Genomic DNA, 15205 nt, shown 5'->3' with positions numbered 1-15205 from the left:
TTTCTACTCCCCTTCCAAATCTCTTTTCCTAATTTACTTACAGTCTATTTACGCTTTGAAATCACGAGCAATTTGCTCATCTTCTTTCATTTGTTTAATTAACTGATCTATCCCATCAAATTTAATCATATCGCGAATTTTATCTAGCCATAAAACAGTCAATTTTTCACCATAAATATCTCCATTAAAATCAAAAATATGAACTTCAACTGTTTTTTCAGTCCCGTTAAAAGTATCATTATATCCAATTGAAGCAAAGCCACGATGACGTTCTCCAGCAAAAATGACATCACAGGTATAAACTCCAACAGCTGGCAAATGAACGTAATCTTTAATTACTAGATTTGCTGTTGGATAGCCCAATTGTCTTCCGCGAGCAAAACCATGAACAACAAGGCCACTTGTTTCATAAGAATAACCTAAAAGTTCATTTGCTTGTGCAATATCACCTTCTTCAACTGCTTTTCTAATCCGTGTCGATGAAATTTTTCCATGTTCATCCGCTTTTTCCGGCATGATGACCACACGGTAGTCTTCCGTTGATTCAAGATTTTTCATATCAGAACCTGTCGTATAATCAAATCCTGTAATCACCACTTTGGGATTAAATCTTTTGACGACACTTTTTGCGAATTCAGTTGAAGTTTGATGAGCAAAATTAGAAGTGAAATCTTTAAATACAAGGTAATCTACTCCATTTTCAGCAAAAAGCTCTGCTCGTTTTTCATCTGAAGTTAATTTCAAAAGCATTTCAGGCTCAAATTTGTTGAAGGTTAATGTTGGTTTTTCCGGAAAGGTAAAAACAGCTATTTTTAAATTCAATACCGCCGCAATTTTTTTAGCTTCTGTAAAAAGACTTTGATGTCCTCGGTGTAATCCATCAAAATAACCGAGGACAAGGATAAGTTCTTCATCAAATTTTAGTTCATCATTAAATTCTAATATTTCCATTTTTCTCACTTTGGCTCATATTGCTAAGAATTAAACCAATACTTTATTTGGTTTCCAAATTCCTGCTTTTTCTGGATGTTTCATGTAAACAGCAACTAATTTATCATCATAAAAGGCTGCAAATTTATCTCTTGTCAGTTCTGACAAGTCTGTCAGTAAAAATTCACTTTTATTAGACTTACTGACAGGGCTGTCAGTAGTTTCATCTGTAACCCAATCATCCTCAGCAAATTTTTTTCCAACTCGTGCCATTTCAAACTGGTCAGCAGTCAAAATTACTCTTGGCAAATCACTGACAGCATATTCTGCTGGGTACATTAAGCTAGAAAGCACTCCTGCCTCCATTGCTGCTTCAATTTCTGAGAGTTTGACGGCATCTTTAATCATCAGTCCATTACTTGCTGTTCTTTGCAATTTTGACATATGTCCTGCATAACCAAGTTGCTTTGCTAAATCTACTGCTAATGTTCGGACATAGGTTCCTTTGCTGCACTCAACTTTGAAAGAAAATCTTACCAAACCTGCCGCTTCATCAGTCATCACGGGACTTGTTCTGACAAATGATTTGATTGTAATCTCTCTTGCCGGACGGTCAACTGTCTGACCAGCTCTGGCATATTCATACAATTTTTTTCCGTTAATTTTTACGGCTGAATACATTGGAGGAATTTGCTTTATTTTTCCAATAAAATTTTTCATTACTGAGTCAATTTCAGACTCTGTCAGCTCTCGTTCCACTGGCGTTTTACTGACAACTTCCCCGTCAGCATCTTCGGTTTCCGTTGAAAAACCAATCGTAACTTCACCTTCGTAAATTTTACCTGCCGCTTCCATGTATTCTAATAACCGCGTCGATTTTCCAACGGCCACTGGTAAAACGCCTGTCACAGAAGGGTCTAAAGTTCCACCATGTCCAATTTTTTTTGTTTTTAAAATACCACGAAGTTTGGAAACAACATCAAAAGATGTCCAACCCGCTTCTTTATAGACATTTAAAATGCCATTTAAATTTTCATTCATCCTGAAAATTATAGCATTTTTTGACTAAAAAATCACTTACAGTCTTTATGATTGGTCCTTTCCATAAAAAAATTACTGACAGAATGTCAATAATTTCTCTGACTAAAAAAGACTGACCAAAGTCAATCTTTTATTATACCTAATTTCCTGTTGGAACTTTTGTGGCATTTATTGATTTGATTTGTGTACTACCACTATTGAGCGAAGCGTCAGAACCATATTTAGCTATAAGTTGCGCACCTGTCAGTGTTTCTTTAGTTTGCCATTTAACCATTGGCCATGGATCCTGTGCCATTCTTAAACCTGTCTGGGTTGGATCAGGAACTTGTAAATAATAGGTTCCATCAGCATTTTGTTGAATACGTGCTGTATTTTGGATAACATTGACAGGATCAGAATATGTTGATACACCATTTGAACCTACATTAACAAGATAAGTTAAGTAAGATTCTCCAGTATAAACATCAAATTTACCTTGAGCATTATTAACCCATTGAGCATAAACCGCATCTTGCTGCTTTCCAGTTAGAGCTGACCAACTTTTTGGAGAGTCAGCACTTGAAGACGCTGAAGTTTTTGAACTACTTGAAGCGGAAGTTGATTCTTGAGTTGAATCACTCGTTGTACTAGCGCTTTGTAACTTACTACTTGTACTCTTACTTACTTTTGTCGAGCTTGTTTGCGCAAAAGAGGCTGACTTATCAGAAGTTTTATGAGGATAAAAAACTTGATAAGCAATGATTCCGAGAGCAACTACTAAAATGACTGACAAACTGGCAATTGCAATGACTTTTTTGCTGTTTTTTGAACTCGGTTTTGAATGTTTTGCCATAAAAAGCCTCCTTAATAAGCTTGAAAAATACTTTTTTTATAATTAAATTATACTTAAATTTCTTATCTATTTCAAAGAATTTACCTTTAATCAATCTTAATAATACAAAAAGTTACTGACAAATACTCCGTCAGTAACTTTTCTGATTAGTCATTTATATAATTAATCGATTGTTTTAGCATAGGCCGCAGATTGAGTTCCAGCTTGTCGTCCAAAGATAACAATATCAGCAACAGCGTTACCACCAATGCGGTTACCACCATGGAGGCCACCTGTAACTTCTCCAGCAGCATATAATCCTTGAATTGGACTACCATCTTTTTTCAAGACTTGAGTATTTGTATTAATTTTTACCCCAGCCATTGTATGGTGAATTCCTGGAGCCACTTTAATGGCATAATACTTACCTGATATTTCAGTAGTCATTCCTGTTGTACGACCAAAGTCTTCATCTTTTTTAGTTGATACAGCTTTGTTCCAACCATCAATTGTTGAAGTCAATGTTTTTTCATTAATATCGAGCTTGTCAGCAAGTCCTTTGATACTGTCAGCTTCAACGACCATATCTTTAGACATATACTGTTCAACCGCTTTTACTTTATCTTTAGTTCCTTCTCCAAAAATAACATAAGAATATTTTCCTGGTTGTTTAAGTTCAGCAGCAGAAACTTTATCACGAGTATCCATTTCGTTAAAGAAACGTTTTCCTTTTTGATTTACAAGAATCGCCCCTTCACCACGAATTGATTCTGAAACAAGATAACCTGTTTTTTGGAATACAGTTGGATGAATTTGAATTTTATCCATGTCAACTAATTGCCCACCAAGTTCTGAAATCATAGTAATTCCGTCACCAGTTGAACCAGCGGCATTTGTTGTCACATAATCTTTAAGGTCAGGACGATATTTTGCAATCATTTTCTTATTGGCACCGAATCCACCTGTTGTAACAACGACTGCTTTAGAAGAAATATCTTTAGTTTCTCCCTCAATCTTAACTTTAACTCCAGATACTTTACCATCTTTTTCAGTAATTTTGGTAATATCACTGTTTATAAATAAGGGAATATTTCGTTTGGTTATATTTTCTTCAAGACCTTTTACCAAATAACCACCAACTGCTGAACCATCATGTGGTCGGTGAGTTCTTGAAACTGACATTCCCCCTGTCGTAGTTAAATTATCTAAAACAATTCCATTTGTATTTAACCAATCAACAGCACCAGCCGAGTGGTCAACAAAATAACGAAGGAGTGCCTTGTCATTCGTACCGCCGCCACCTTTGAGCGTTTCTTCATAAAATTTATCATTTGAATCAGCGACACCTTGTGCTTTTTCAACTGATGTTTCTGATGCGTTCAAACCAGCTGAGGCTTTTGAAGTATTTCCGCCAGCGATTGGCATTTTTTCTAAAATGACTGGATTCATTCCAGCATCTTTTGCTTCAATTGCAGCAGTCATTCCAGCTCCACCAGAACCAACAATAATCACATCGTATTTATCACTTAAAGTAGAAGGGTCAGCATAGATGTTTGATTTACTTGCACCAGCCGAGGTTTCAACTTTCTGAGACGAACTTGATTGTCCTTTTGTATTCTTTGTATTACTCCCACAAGAAGTCAAAGAGAGGCCCACAAGCGTTAGCAAGCCTAGTTTAGTCCAAATTTTCATAAATTACTCCTTTTGTGTTAAAATTCACATAGTTATTATAACAAATTTATAGCAACTTTCCAAATATCTATAAAATTTTTAGCTGTCATTAAAAATATTTTCAGAATAAATCACAAAAAGTACTGACAGAATCGTCAGTACTTTCCATTTTTACTTATAAAGATTTATGAGTTCGATTGTAACTTAGAATAAGGCTGAGCATGTAGCATCCAACGCACTCCGTACTTGTCAGTAAAATCACCCATTTTTCCACCCCAGAATTGATTTTCAAAAGGTAAATTAACAGTGACTGCCCCCGATTCAACAGCCTTGTTCCAAAAAGCATCTGCTTGTGAGACCGCTTGTCCGTCTTCCGAATCTAAATCAATTAAAATTGAAATGGAATCATAAACAAGAGGATCAACTTTCATAAAATTGTCCGCAGCCATAATGGTTGAACCTAGAATGTCAAATTGAGAATGCATTGTTAAATCGGAAGCCTTCTCGATTGGAACTCCAAATTGTTCAGCTTGTTCTTCAGCCAGAGGCAGTCGTGAAATATTTGTCGCTCCAAGAACATCTTTATAATAATCCAATGCTTCCTTCGTATTATTAAAAGCAAGATAAGGGTGAATATTAGCCATAGTAAGCTCCTTTTCTGATAAAATTTTATAGTAATTACAACTTTAATATTATAACCAGTTTACCACAAGAAAGCGCTTCAATCCATTAATTCTGCTTGTCTATAACAATAATCTGCGTGGTCATTAATCACTCCTACAGCTTGCAAGAAAGCATAGATAACCGTTGAACCTGTAAATTTAAAACCACGTTTCTTCATATCTTTACTCATTTTGTCAGAAAGTTCATTTGTTGCTGGAATTTCTGACTCATCATTAACTTGATGCTGTAAAACTTTTCCGTCAGTAAATGACCAGATGTACTTATTAAAGGAGCCAAATTCTTTTTGAATTTCTAAAACTTTTTGAGCATTAACAATCGCAGCTTTAACCTTTAATTTATTTCTGATAATTCCCGCATTTTGTAAAAGTTCTTGTTCTTTATTCTCGTCATATACTGCTACTTTTTCAATTTCAAAATTATCAAAAGCTTCATAAAAATTTTCTTGTTTATTTAATATTGTTGCCCAAGAAAGACCTGCTTGATTTAAATCAAGGACCAATTTTGCAAAAAGTTCCTGATCATTATGTAAAGGGACTCCCCAATAAGTATCATGATAATGAATCATTTTATCAGTTGACAAACACCAATTACATCTTCTTAATTCAGTCATTTCCTACCTCAATCCAATCACTTTACATAATAGTTATTATGCAAAATCAATAAAATTTCTTTTCCCAATGCTCTCCATCAATCTCATAAACAAATTCTGAGTAAGTTGAGTGAAGCATCATGTCTGCCATTTCAAGAAAACTACTTGCAAGATTCAAATTTGCTAATTGATTAATATCTTGCCAGAAAACTTTCCCTTCATCCGTTTCATTAATCAATTGACCAGAGAATTCTGTTGTTGAATAAAGAAAAACCATATATCTTCTGTTCTTCTTAGGTTCAAACCAATCCTTAACTCCACAAAGTTTTAAATTTGTGATATTAAGACCGGTTTCTTCCTTAATCTCTCTTATTGTTGACGGAATAAGAGCTTCACCTTTTTCCAAATGTCCTCCGGGAAAAGCAATTCCAGTCCATGATTTTTTCCGCTCTTGAACAAGAACTTTATGGTTTTTTTCGTCAATAATGGCACACATATTTGTCAATTCAACTTGTTCTAACTCATGATAAGTCATTGTTTTTCACTACTTTTTCTATTTTTTCTCAATTGGAGCCATTGCTGCTAATAAACGTTTCATTCCAACTTCTGGGAAATTAATCTTGAGTTCCATATTTTTACCAGAACCAGAAATTCCTAATACCATACCTTCGCCCCATTTACGGTGAATCGCTGTATCGCCAATTTGCCAATCTTCTGTTTCAGAATTATTAATCGTCGCTTGAGCTACAGTTGGATTAATGACTGCTTTTCTTTGATGAAGCGCATCTGACATCGAAATCCCACTGGCAAAACCACCAGATTTATAAGAAGCATTGAAGCTTGAATTTGCTTTACGAGCAATCCCAGCATATTCTAGTAATTCATCAGCAATTTCCGAAATAAAACGGCTGGGACGATTATAATTCGTTTTACCATAAAGCACACGTTGATTGGCATTCATTAAGTAGAGCGTTTCTTCTGCTCGTGTAATTCCAACATAAGCCAAACGACGTTCTTCTTCCAACTCATCAATATCTTCATTTACCCGTGATAAAGGAAAAATGTTTTCTTCCATTCCAATTAAGAAAACGATTGGAAATTCCAAACCTTTTGCTGCATGCAGGGTCATCATTGTTACTTGGTCAGATTCTTCCTCATAAGCATCTGTTTCAGAAAGCAAACTAACTTCGTTAAGGAAACGGCTCAACTTATCTAAACCAGTTTCAATAATTGGCTCTCCCGTTTCTTCATCTAGAGGAATTTCTGATTTTTCATCAAACCCTTTAGTTACTGACAAGAATTCTTCAATATTTTCAATTCGTGCTTGATTTTCGATACTTGGCATCATTTGCAAAGCTTTGACATAGCCAGTACGCTCTAACATTTCTTCAACTAATTCTGTGATTGTTGAACTTTCACTATGGGTTCTCAACAAATCAAAGACCATTGCCAAATTATAAATCTCACCAGCCGCTTTTCCACGAATATCGGATAACATAATATCAAAACTTGAATCTGCTAAAGAAAGTCCACGACTGTCAGCAAAACGACGTAATTTTTCTAATGCCCCCGGACCGACTCCTCGTTTAGGTTCATTAACAATTCGTTCAAAACTCATATTATCTGCTGGATTTGCTACTACATTTAAATAAGCAATAACATCTCGAATTTCCTTACGTGAGTAGAATTTAGTTCCCGCAACCATTGTATAGGGAATATTAGATTTAACAAAAGAATCTTCAATTGTCCGAGACTGAGCATTAGTCCGATAAAGCACAGCATAGTCAGCGTAAGAACGTCCGGAACGAATGCCTGATGTGATAATTTCAGAAACCTTATTTGCTTCTTCTTGTTCATTTCCAGCGCGGAAATAAACAATCTTATCTCCAGCATCATTTTGCGTCCAGAGTTCTTTTGGTCGACGTTTTAAATTATTTTTTATGACATTGTTTGCCGCATCAAGAATTGTTTTTGTTGAGCGGTAATTTTCTTCAAGCAAAACAACTTTAGCTTTTGGATAATCCTTTTCAAAGTCTAAGATATTTTGCATATCTGCTCCGCGCCAACCATAGATTGATTGGTCAGCATCCCCAACGACACAGATATTTTGAAAACGACTGGCTAAAAGTTTAACCAACTGATATTGTGCATGGTTGGTATCTTGATACTCATCAACATGAATATATTGAAATTTTCCTTGATAGTAAGAAAGGACATCCGGATTTTCATCAAAAAGGCGCAACGTCTGCATGATTAAATCATCAAAATCCATTGATTCTGCTTTTCGTAATTCTTTTTGGTAAATCTTATAAACACGCGCAACAACCATTTCATATGGATGTCTAGCGCTTGTTTGAGCTTCATAAGCTGATTCATCTAATAAATCATTTTTAGCATTTGAAATCGCATTTAAAAGCCCTTTGGGTTCCCATTTTTTTGGATCTAAATTAGCTTCTTTCAAAATTCGTTTCATCAACGATTTTTGGTCCCCTGGATCTATAATTGTAAAATTACGATTATAACCAATATGGTCGGCATCACGTCTCAAAATTCTTACACACATTGAGTGAAAGGTCGCAATTAATGTATCTTGTGCTCTTGGAGTAAGTGATAAAGCACGCTCCCGCATTTCTTTTGCCGCTTTATTTGTAAAGGTAATCGCTAAAATATTCCAAGGATTAACCATTTTTTCATCAATTAAGTAAGCAATTCGATGAGTTAAGACACGAGTCTTACCCGAACCAGCTCCTGCCATAATCAATAAAGGCCCTTCCGTAGTTTGGACCGCTTCTGCTTGTTTTTCGTTCATTCCTTGTAATAGTGGATTCATTTTATTCTCCTAGCTGCAAATCATTATTAATTATATCATAAGTAAATCACTTAATGCGAGTTTCCTTTTTTCTTAACCGTGCTTATAAAGTATCAAAATAGCCCCCACTCATAAAACATTAATGATATAATAAAAGGAAAAGGAAAAAATTAAATGATTTTTTTATCAACTGTACTAATTTTATGCTGTCTTTGGTATTTTTTTAAGTTTTTAGCCCATTTTTCTCCTAAAATTCATGATGAGGTTCGAAAATTATCTGTCTATACTCATTTTCTTTCAAAATGGCTTCAGTCAGCACCTGCAACATTTACCTATACCGCCATTTTTTGCGCTTTTACACTAGTTCAAAGAACTGCACCAGAACACCTGATTAATATTTTAACGAATCATTCTTCAACAAGTATAGCTCGGGTATCTGATAAGCCAATTTCTACTTTTTTTGATAGTGCTTTTTGGGTTGCGGATAATGGAGCAGGTCTCCTCATTTATGTAGCCATTTTTTGGACGATTATTGCTTGGGCAGAACGAAAATATGGTTCACCAAGAATGATTGTCATTACATTATCCGGTCATATTTTAGCCAGTCTCACTACTATTTTTCTTGAACTTTGGGCAATAAATAGCGGACGTGCTCCCAGTTCTTTAGCAATGGCAACTGATGTTGGTGTTTCATATATTATGGTTGCTGGATGTGCTGCTGCTATTCTCTTGATGAAAAAATGGCTACACTATATTGGTTTAGTAGCCATTGGTCTTTTCATTTTACTTCCTTTATTTATTGATCACAGCATTTGGGACACAGGACATTTATTCGCAACTATCTTTGGCTTTATCTCTGCTAGATTACTCCTTAAATTATCACCTGTGCGTACGGTCAGTTCTCCTTACGAACTTCTTTTGAAGTGCCGTTCAGAACTCTCCAACAAATAAAGACTAACCATACACCAGCAAGTACCCCATTAATCTGCTGACCCAGAGGGCCTACTAACTGAGGGATTGCACCCGCAATGAAAGAAAGTAAAGTTGTAATTACAAAAGCAATGACCAAAAGCAAAACAAATTTATTTCGATAAACTGAAAGTGAAAAAATCACTCCTGTAAGAATAAATAATAAGGCTAAAACGCTCAATCCGTCATGTAAAAAGAGTTCAGGTGCTTTAAGGGGATTGGGAATTCCCTCACTGTGAGCAATATCAGCATAAGGAAAAAGTGTAGCTAAGCCTGTTGCTGCACCAAATCCCGCAATTGAAAGAAAAATTATGAGAAGACGTTTGTCTTCTCTTTCATTTTGTTTAAAAAGTCCCCACGCAAGTATCAAAGAAAAACAAGCGAAAAGAATATCTGTTAAGGTGAATAATTGATGATAAGGTTGATTAAGTGCAGAAAGTCCACTCAATAGACTTGAGTTAACTACTGTTGGATTTAACCAAAATGCAAGAATCCAAGCATTGTACAATAAGGCAGCACAAATAGCAATAATGATTAAGTAATTACTTTTTTTCATTTTCTGAATCTACTCCTAAATCAGCTGCTTCAGTTGGTAAATAGAACTCTGCCATTGCAAAAGCAGGCAAACCATAACTGAGCGCTCTTTTTAACTCTGGCAAAGCATCTTCATTAGCTTCAGGGTCTGGAAAAACTTCTGATAAATCCATTAGAATTTCATCTTCAAGTAGATTACTAAGAAGGTTCTTTAAGGATTCAATTGATTGATAAGCCCATAAAACTGTTACTTTTGAATTCTGAATAGAAAATACCTTATCATATCCCGCAGCCAATGCCAAATAATCCTGCTTATCTACTTCAACAAATCTGTTTGATAGCAAATCTCTTCTAATTCTTGATAAATATTCTGTCCGTTCAATAAATTTTGTATGGTCTATTTTTTCGATATCTGTCAGTTCTCTTAGGGTTTTTGAAAGCATTTTCCATGAGTTAACCCGTAAACTCAATTCACCTGTTTGCGTGCGCATCAGATTTCCTTTAACCAATACTCTATCACCAACGGTCACATCTTTTTTCCATATTGCAAAATTTTCTAAACGATTTTCTAATTCAGCATATTCATTAAGAGTGTCACGTTTTATAACCAATTGAATTTTTGCTTGATTATCTACCAAATCTGCAAATTGCATTGCGCCTCGGCCACGCAAACTAATTAATTTCCCATGAATGCTATATTCTTTTTCATCAAATTCGTCAACTGATTCAAATTTATTTCTAAGAGTTTCTACTGATTCTGTTTCGCTATCGGGAAGACTAAATGGCGGAATGCCATTTTCTCTAAGATCATTTAATTTTTTTAGATAACTGTCATCATGACCAGTTTCATTCAATAATTCCAATCGTTTATTTTCTTCAAGCCGATGAACCTTTTTGATGAAATCTGATTTTTTCCACCAGCCATTTTCTGTTCTAGGGTCATAATCTCGTGAAAAGAAACTTTTGATTTTAGAAAAGATATTCGTCGGAACAAATCCTTCAGCTTGGCCAATTGCAAAAAGAACTGAAGTAAGAGAACCGCCATTATCATAACAAATATAACGCGTTCGCCATTCTGGCAAGTAAATATCATTTGAACGATAAAGTGATTCCAATTGGTACCAACGCGAAAAGAATTTCATTACTGTTCGTGCCGCTTTATCTAAGGCATTGGCTTGCAATGTTTCTCCGTTAATGAAGAATTGCCGTGCTGCCGCGAAATTTAAACTAATTTCACTTATCTCTTTTTCTTTAGCTGCTTCTATCAAACTACTAATCATGAAAGTGACAGCTCCATTCATTGCCTCAGGGGAACGTCTCATCGTATCAAGTGACAGTTTATCTGACCCCACTGGAACGAAGGATAAAATTCCTTGAACTTTTCCAGCAGCATCGGATGCTGTTACAATCATTAATTGTTGGTCTGTTGGATCACCAAATCGACTTGAAGCCATTGAATAACCACGTTCATCACCATTTCGCCATTGTTCTGTTAATTTGGTTAAATTACTAAGTTCTGGAGTAGGAATTTCAGCCTGGCGACGAATCTTGACTTGATAGTTTTCTCTTTTTGCACGACGCATAACTTGTGCCACATCATGCATGGCTGGATTTTCAATAGAAAAGTCACGAACGATAACGACCGCTTCATCCCCGAATACAGTTGCGTTCAGCCCTAATTGAGCATACATTTTTGCTCCTGCTTCAGAGGAGCCGATAACGCCTGGTGTCCAGCCCTGTGCTCGTGCAAGGTTGAGAAATGCTTCTCCCGCACTTTTCCATGATTTTTCATCTCCGATTGGGTCGCCGCTGGCTAACAAAACATCTCCAAAAAGATGATAAGTGATGGCAGCTTTTTTATTTTTAGAAAAGATAGCTTTTTTATCTCTGCGAGTCGCAAAGTAAGCAAGCGAGTCATTATCACCATAATCTAGAATTAGCTGACGGATTGCTAGTTCTTGTTTCGCATTTGCCGAAAGTTCTTTTTGAGTAGAGCGCGTAAAACTGAGAAATGCACTAATAAAACCAAGAAGCATAATGACTGAAATTGTACTACTTACCCAAATATTATTCCCTGAACTATATGGGAAAATTTCCTGACCAAAAGGAAGAAGATAACGGAAATCACTGACAGATTCTCTAAAAACGTAAGCAATTCTTTGAGCTAAAGATACAGAACCATGGAAAGTTAAAAATGAAACGATCACTCCACCAATGATAGAGCAGACAAATCCTACAGCTGCAATAATTATACCTTTCCACCAAGTACCATTCACAATTTTTGTTGGAAAAGCATTACGAGATAGAATCATTAATATCGCTGTCGCAAGAGAAACAACTACCCCCAGAATAACAAATAACAGTGAGAAGATAGAAAATTGTGACATATCAAGTGCTTCTTTGGTCACAAGTCCAAAGAAATAGGCCAATAAGAAAATAAGACCAAATGCAACAAAAGCTAATTGGAAATAGATAATTTCTATCCAAAGGGCCAATCTTCTCCGGTGTCGAATTGAGCTTGCTAAAATAAATAGAACAATTGCATTAAAAATACTAAAATCGGTAGGAAGGGCAAAAAGATAGAGGAAACCGGATAATAGTTTTTGAACAGGAGGCATCAACCAGCCGACAATCCCAACTATTAAAGCGTAAATTGAGGCAAATTGTAATAAATGCCCAAGAAGTTTTGCAGACTTATCCTGCCATGGTTTTACTCGTTTTAATCTTTGTTTTACCTTATCTTGCTTAACTTTAGCTGATTTTTTATTTTTCATAACTTCCTTCTATCAAATAACTTTTATCCAAAAATAATTAATATATGTCGTTATCATATCATTTTTTCAATATTTTTTCATCCATTTTTATATTCGGAGGATAATCAAAAACCTTGATTATTTACAAGGTTTTTTCATCTATCGTATTCTCTATTGAATCGCATCCATAAAGAAATTCATTAATTTTCATCAAGAGCAGGGGGATATTACGATTTACAAAATCTCCATGCATTTTCCCACCATAGGGCTGATAATCAAATTGTTCATCTGTCAACTTCATACGATAAGTTTTAAGTGCTAACTTCCAAATCTTTAACTGAATAATAAATGGATAAGTAATCGGAACTTGAGGGCTTGTTATTACTTGTATTTTTTCAGCTGATAAATTTGTTTTTTCCAATAATTGATTAAGTTTATCTACGAATGAAACAGGAATACAATCGAACATTAATTGAACATCAGCAGATTGCAACCAGGGACTACGATCTACGACAGGATCCATTGATACAAGTGCATAATTTCCAAGTAATCCATGATAAAGTGCACCCATACCCCCACGGGAAGAACCAGCACATAGTATATTCTCTCTAAGTATTCCTTCTTCTTTGGCTGTTTTTTCAATGAGTTCTTGAATATTCTGCTCGTAATCTTTAAAATTTGGGGTATTAAGATAATAAGAGCCATTAATTAAATTACTATCTGCAATTCTTAATACCACTGTATTTTTAGCAATAGAGCCTGTAATTCCTTCAAAAGGGTTAGGAAAGAAGTTTTCCCGAGCATTCCCGTGATTGTAGCTTAATAGTCCTGGAAACCAAACCAAAAGTTTTTTAGTAAAAAAATCAGGCTGGTTTCGTGGAATTTCTAAGTCATAAAAAACTCCTTTATATTGCTTTAATCCAATTTCTAAATCTTTTCTCTTAACAGCGTAAGCTCGACCGGCATAATAACCGTCAATGGTTTTATCTTCTAAAAGAAGCTGACGTAGTTTTTCATTTGCCACTGACTCTGTTTCCATACATGCTGCAACTAAATCATTTTCAATCGGGCAAAGGCTATCAAAATAATCATAACCGATTAAATCAGTAGCAATCAAAGCAACTTGAAAATGTTCCATTCCTGGACGAAGCAAATGACTTTTTTGCATTTTTTCTATCTGACCTTCAAAAATACAAGTGACGTGCCCTTGACTATCTAAAATTAATAGCCGCTCATTTTCAATTTTCCATGTTTGTTCAAAGTCACTATGCATTCCTTTTATCTTACCATCAGCTTCAAATGACCAGATTCCCCATTTTGTATAGCTTGGCAATTGACAAAAATAAAATATTTTTCCCAGTAAAAAATTATATAAATCTTCATTCATTTTGTTTTTCCCTTTTTTGTTTAATTTATGATAACTGTTGCATTTGCTTTTACGATTTGAACTACAATTTTGTAAGATATATCTTCACTCTCAATATGTTATTTAAATTACTTTTTTTACTTTATTTTACAATAATTTTATACTCCTATTCTCTTTTTTAATCAATTACTTTGAAATAAAAAAAGTCCCGTGAGTTTCACGGAACTTTTTGATTTAGATTTCTTAAATCAGAAATTTTTAATTTGATTATATTTGGTTTCAAATGAATTTTTCATGGTATCGGTTGCTTTATCATAAGATGTCTTATCTACAAAAGTTCCATGCACAATGATTCGATGAGTTGCTTCAGCATCGGCACAGGTTACTAAAGTGATTTCTTTTTTACCTGGGCTATCATTGATGACTTCAACATGTTCTGGCGTCACTACATCAATCTTATCAATTTTATACTGATAGATATTATCTTTATCAGTCACATAAATTGTCATGCCTGCTTTTGCTTTCTCTAACGGAGTGAATAAGATAGATAAGTCAGAAGTAAATCCAGTCATATTATGACCAGCTAAACTATAGTTACCTTCACCCATGACTTCGTCAGCTTTCATTGTTCCCGCTCCATATAAAAGTGAAGTATTTCCAACCCCTTTAAAGATAGGAAGATTGATATTTAATTCGGGAATTGCAATACCACCAATTACAGGTAGAGGTTGACTATTAAACTGGTTAGTAAGGACTGATTGAAAATCCACTGATTTTACCGCAGCAAAATCAAAACTTACATCAGCTTTTTTATTTTTTTCTATCTTTTCTTGTGAAACATTATGAAGTTGATATTTATTACTATTTGTTGCAATCAACATGTTACGAATTGGCTTATTAAAAATTAAGACTAATCCCACTATAAATAAAAGAACAATAAATGTATTTAACAGCCAATTATATTTTCCTCTTTTAGTTTTTTTACGCTCTGCCATTTTTGCCCACCTTGTCTTTTTGTGTACTCTTTTTATTTATTGTACCATGCTTT

The 15205-nt window shown here is 34.9% G+C and carries 13 protein-coding genes; 1 reads left to right on the top strand and 12 read right to left on the bottom strand.

Annotated elements, in window-relative coordinates; genetic code table 11:
* Window positions 1–48: 48 nt before the first annotated feature.
* The 8 genes from ACRYLU_RS05470 to pcrA form a co-directional block, all read right to left on the bottom strand.
* Complete coding sequence (locus tag ACRYLU_RS05470; protein ID WP_058205649.1) at window positions 49–951, bottom strand: bifunctional riboflavin kinase/FAD synthetase; 903 nt, start codon at window positions 949–951, stop codon at window positions 49–51.
* Between the two features lie 30 nt (window positions 952–981).
* Window positions 982–1971 (bottom strand): tRNA pseudouridine(55) synthase TruB, encoded by a 990-nt coding sequence (gene truB, locus ACRYLU_RS05465; protein WP_445081343.1) that lies wholly within the window; start codon window positions 1969–1971, stop codon window positions 982–984.
* A gap of 139 nt (window positions 1972–2110) precedes the next feature.
* Window positions 2111–2803 carry a hypothetical protein gene (locus ACRYLU_RS05460; RefSeq protein ID WP_278216146.1) on the bottom strand — a complete coding sequence of 231 codons (693 nt, stop codon included), beginning with the start codon at window positions 2801–2803 and terminating at the stop codon, window positions 2111–2113.
* Window positions 2804–2965: 162 nt separating this feature from the next.
* On the bottom strand, window positions 2966–4474 hold the full coding sequence (locus ACRYLU_RS05455) for a flavocytochrome c (RefSeq protein ID WP_445081342.1): 1509 nt from the start codon (window positions 4472–4474) through the stop codon (window positions 2966–2968).
* A gap of 164 nt (window positions 4475–4638) precedes the next feature.
* Window positions 4639–5097, bottom strand: coding sequence for a VOC family protein (locus tag ACRYLU_RS05450; RefSeq protein ID WP_445081341.1), 459 nt, complete (start codon window positions 5095–5097; stop codon window positions 4639–4641).
* Between the two features lie 77 nt (window positions 5098–5174).
* Window positions 5175–5747 carry a DNA-3-methyladenine glycosylase I gene (locus tag ACRYLU_RS05445; protein ID WP_033899458.1) on the bottom strand — a complete coding sequence of 191 codons (573 nt, stop codon included), beginning with the start codon at window positions 5745–5747 and terminating at the stop codon, window positions 5175–5177.
* 46 nt (window positions 5748–5793) lie between these two features.
* The gene (locus ACRYLU_RS05440; RefSeq protein ID WP_195362421.1) at window positions 5794–6261 is read right to left on the bottom strand and encodes an 8-oxo-dGTP diphosphatase; all 468 of its coding nucleotides are present in this window, start codon (window positions 6259–6261) and stop codon (window positions 5794–5796) included.
* Window positions 6262–6279: 18 nt separating this feature from the next.
* Window positions 6280–8556 (bottom strand): DNA helicase PcrA, encoded by a 2277-nt coding sequence (gene pcrA / locus ACRYLU_RS05435; protein ID WP_445081340.1) that lies wholly within the window; start codon window positions 8554–8556, stop codon window positions 6280–6282.
* Between the two features lie 153 nt (window positions 8557–8709).
* Here pcrA and ACRYLU_RS05430 point away from each other — a divergent pair, with 153 nt between their 5' ends.
* Window positions 8710–9486, top strand: a complete 777-nt coding sequence (locus tag ACRYLU_RS05430) for a rhomboid-like protein (protein ID WP_038601164.1) — start codon at window positions 8710–8712, stop codon at window positions 9484–9486.
* Here ACRYLU_RS05430 and ACRYLU_RS05425 read toward each other — a convergent pair.
* From ACRYLU_RS05425 to ACRYLU_RS05410, 4 genes are all read right to left on the bottom strand, one after another.
* Entirely contained in the window at window positions 9431–10060 is a 630-nt protein-coding gene (locus ACRYLU_RS05425) for a DUF998 domain-containing protein (RefSeq protein ID WP_098403292.1), read from the bottom strand. The genes ACRYLU_RS05430 and ACRYLU_RS05425 overlap by 56 nt on opposite strands.
* Window positions 10047–12812 (bottom strand): phosphatidylglycerol lysyltransferase domain-containing protein, encoded by a 2766-nt coding sequence (locus tag ACRYLU_RS05420; protein ID WP_098403291.1) that lies wholly within the window; start codon window positions 12810–12812, stop codon window positions 10047–10049. The genes ACRYLU_RS05425 and ACRYLU_RS05420 overlap by 14 nt, the downstream gene beginning before the upstream one ends.
* A gap of 121 nt (window positions 12813–12933) precedes the next feature.
* Window positions 12934–14178 (bottom strand): XcbB/CpsF family capsular polysaccharide biosynthesis protein, encoded by a 1245-nt coding sequence (locus ACRYLU_RS05415; protein WP_098403290.1) that lies wholly within the window; start codon window positions 14176–14178, stop codon window positions 12934–12936.
* Window positions 14179–14405: 227 nt separating this feature from the next.
* Window positions 14406–15152: a class A sortase gene (locus tag ACRYLU_RS05410; protein ID WP_098403289.1), complete on the bottom strand. Its 747-nt coding sequence runs from the start codon at window positions 15150–15152 to the stop codon at window positions 14406–14408.
* Between the last annotated feature and the right edge of the window lie 53 nt (window positions 15153–15205).

This window comes from Lactococcus sp. KTH0-1S (assembly GCF_052544945.1).
The sequence above is the reverse complement of the archived record's forward strand: the minus strand, read 5'-3'. Positions and strand labels throughout refer to the sequence as shown.

Bases quoted from the DNA above. Each gene is read 5' to 3' on its own strand.
- ACRYLU_RS05470 (WP_058205649.1), bottom strand. From the start codon at position 951: ATGGAAATATTAGAATTTAATGATGAACTAAAATTTGATGAAGAACTT.
- truB (WP_445081343.1), bottom strand. From the start codon at position 1,971: ATGAATGAAAATTTAAATGGCATTTTAAATGTCTATAAAGAAGCGGGT.
- ACRYLU_RS05460 (WP_278216146.1), bottom strand. From the start codon at position 2,803: ATGGCAAAACATTCAAAACCGAGTTCAAAAAACAGCAAAAAAGTCATT.
- ACRYLU_RS05455 (WP_445081342.1), bottom strand. From the start codon at position 4,474: ATGAAAATTTGGACTAAACTAGGCTTGCTAACGCTTGTGGGCCTCTCT.
- ACRYLU_RS05450 (WP_445081341.1), bottom strand. From the start codon at position 5,097: ATGGCTAATATTCACCCTTATCTTGCTTTTAATAATACGAAGGAAGCA.
- ACRYLU_RS05445 (WP_033899458.1), bottom strand. From the start codon at position 5,747: ATGACTGAATTAAGAAGATGTAATTGGTGTTTGTCAACTGATAAAATG.
- ACRYLU_RS05440 (WP_195362421.1), bottom strand. From the start codon at position 6,261: ATGACTTATCATGAGTTAGAACAAGTTGAATTGACAAATATGTGTGCC.
- pcrA (WP_445081340.1), bottom strand. From the start codon at position 8,556: ATGAATCCACTATTACAAGGAATGAACGAAAAACAAGCAGAAGCGGTC.
- ACRYLU_RS05430 (WP_038601164.1), top strand. From the start codon at position 8,710: ATGATTTTTTTATCAACTGTACTAATTTTATGCTGTCTTTGGTATTTT.
- ACRYLU_RS05425 (WP_098403292.1), bottom strand. From the start codon at position 10,060: ATGAAAAAAAGTAATTACTTAATCATTATTGCTATTTGTGCTGCCTTA.
- ACRYLU_RS05420 (WP_098403291.1), bottom strand. From the start codon at position 12,812: ATGAAAAATAAAAAATCAGCTAAAGTTAAGCAAGATAAGGTAAAACAA.
- ACRYLU_RS05415 (WP_098403290.1), bottom strand. From the start codon at position 14,178: ATGAATGAAGATTTATATAATTTTTTACTGGGAAAAATATTTTATTTT.
- ACRYLU_RS05410 (WP_098403289.1), bottom strand. From the start codon at position 15,152: ATGGCAGAGCGTAAAAAAACTAAAAGAGGAAAATATAATTGGCTGTTA.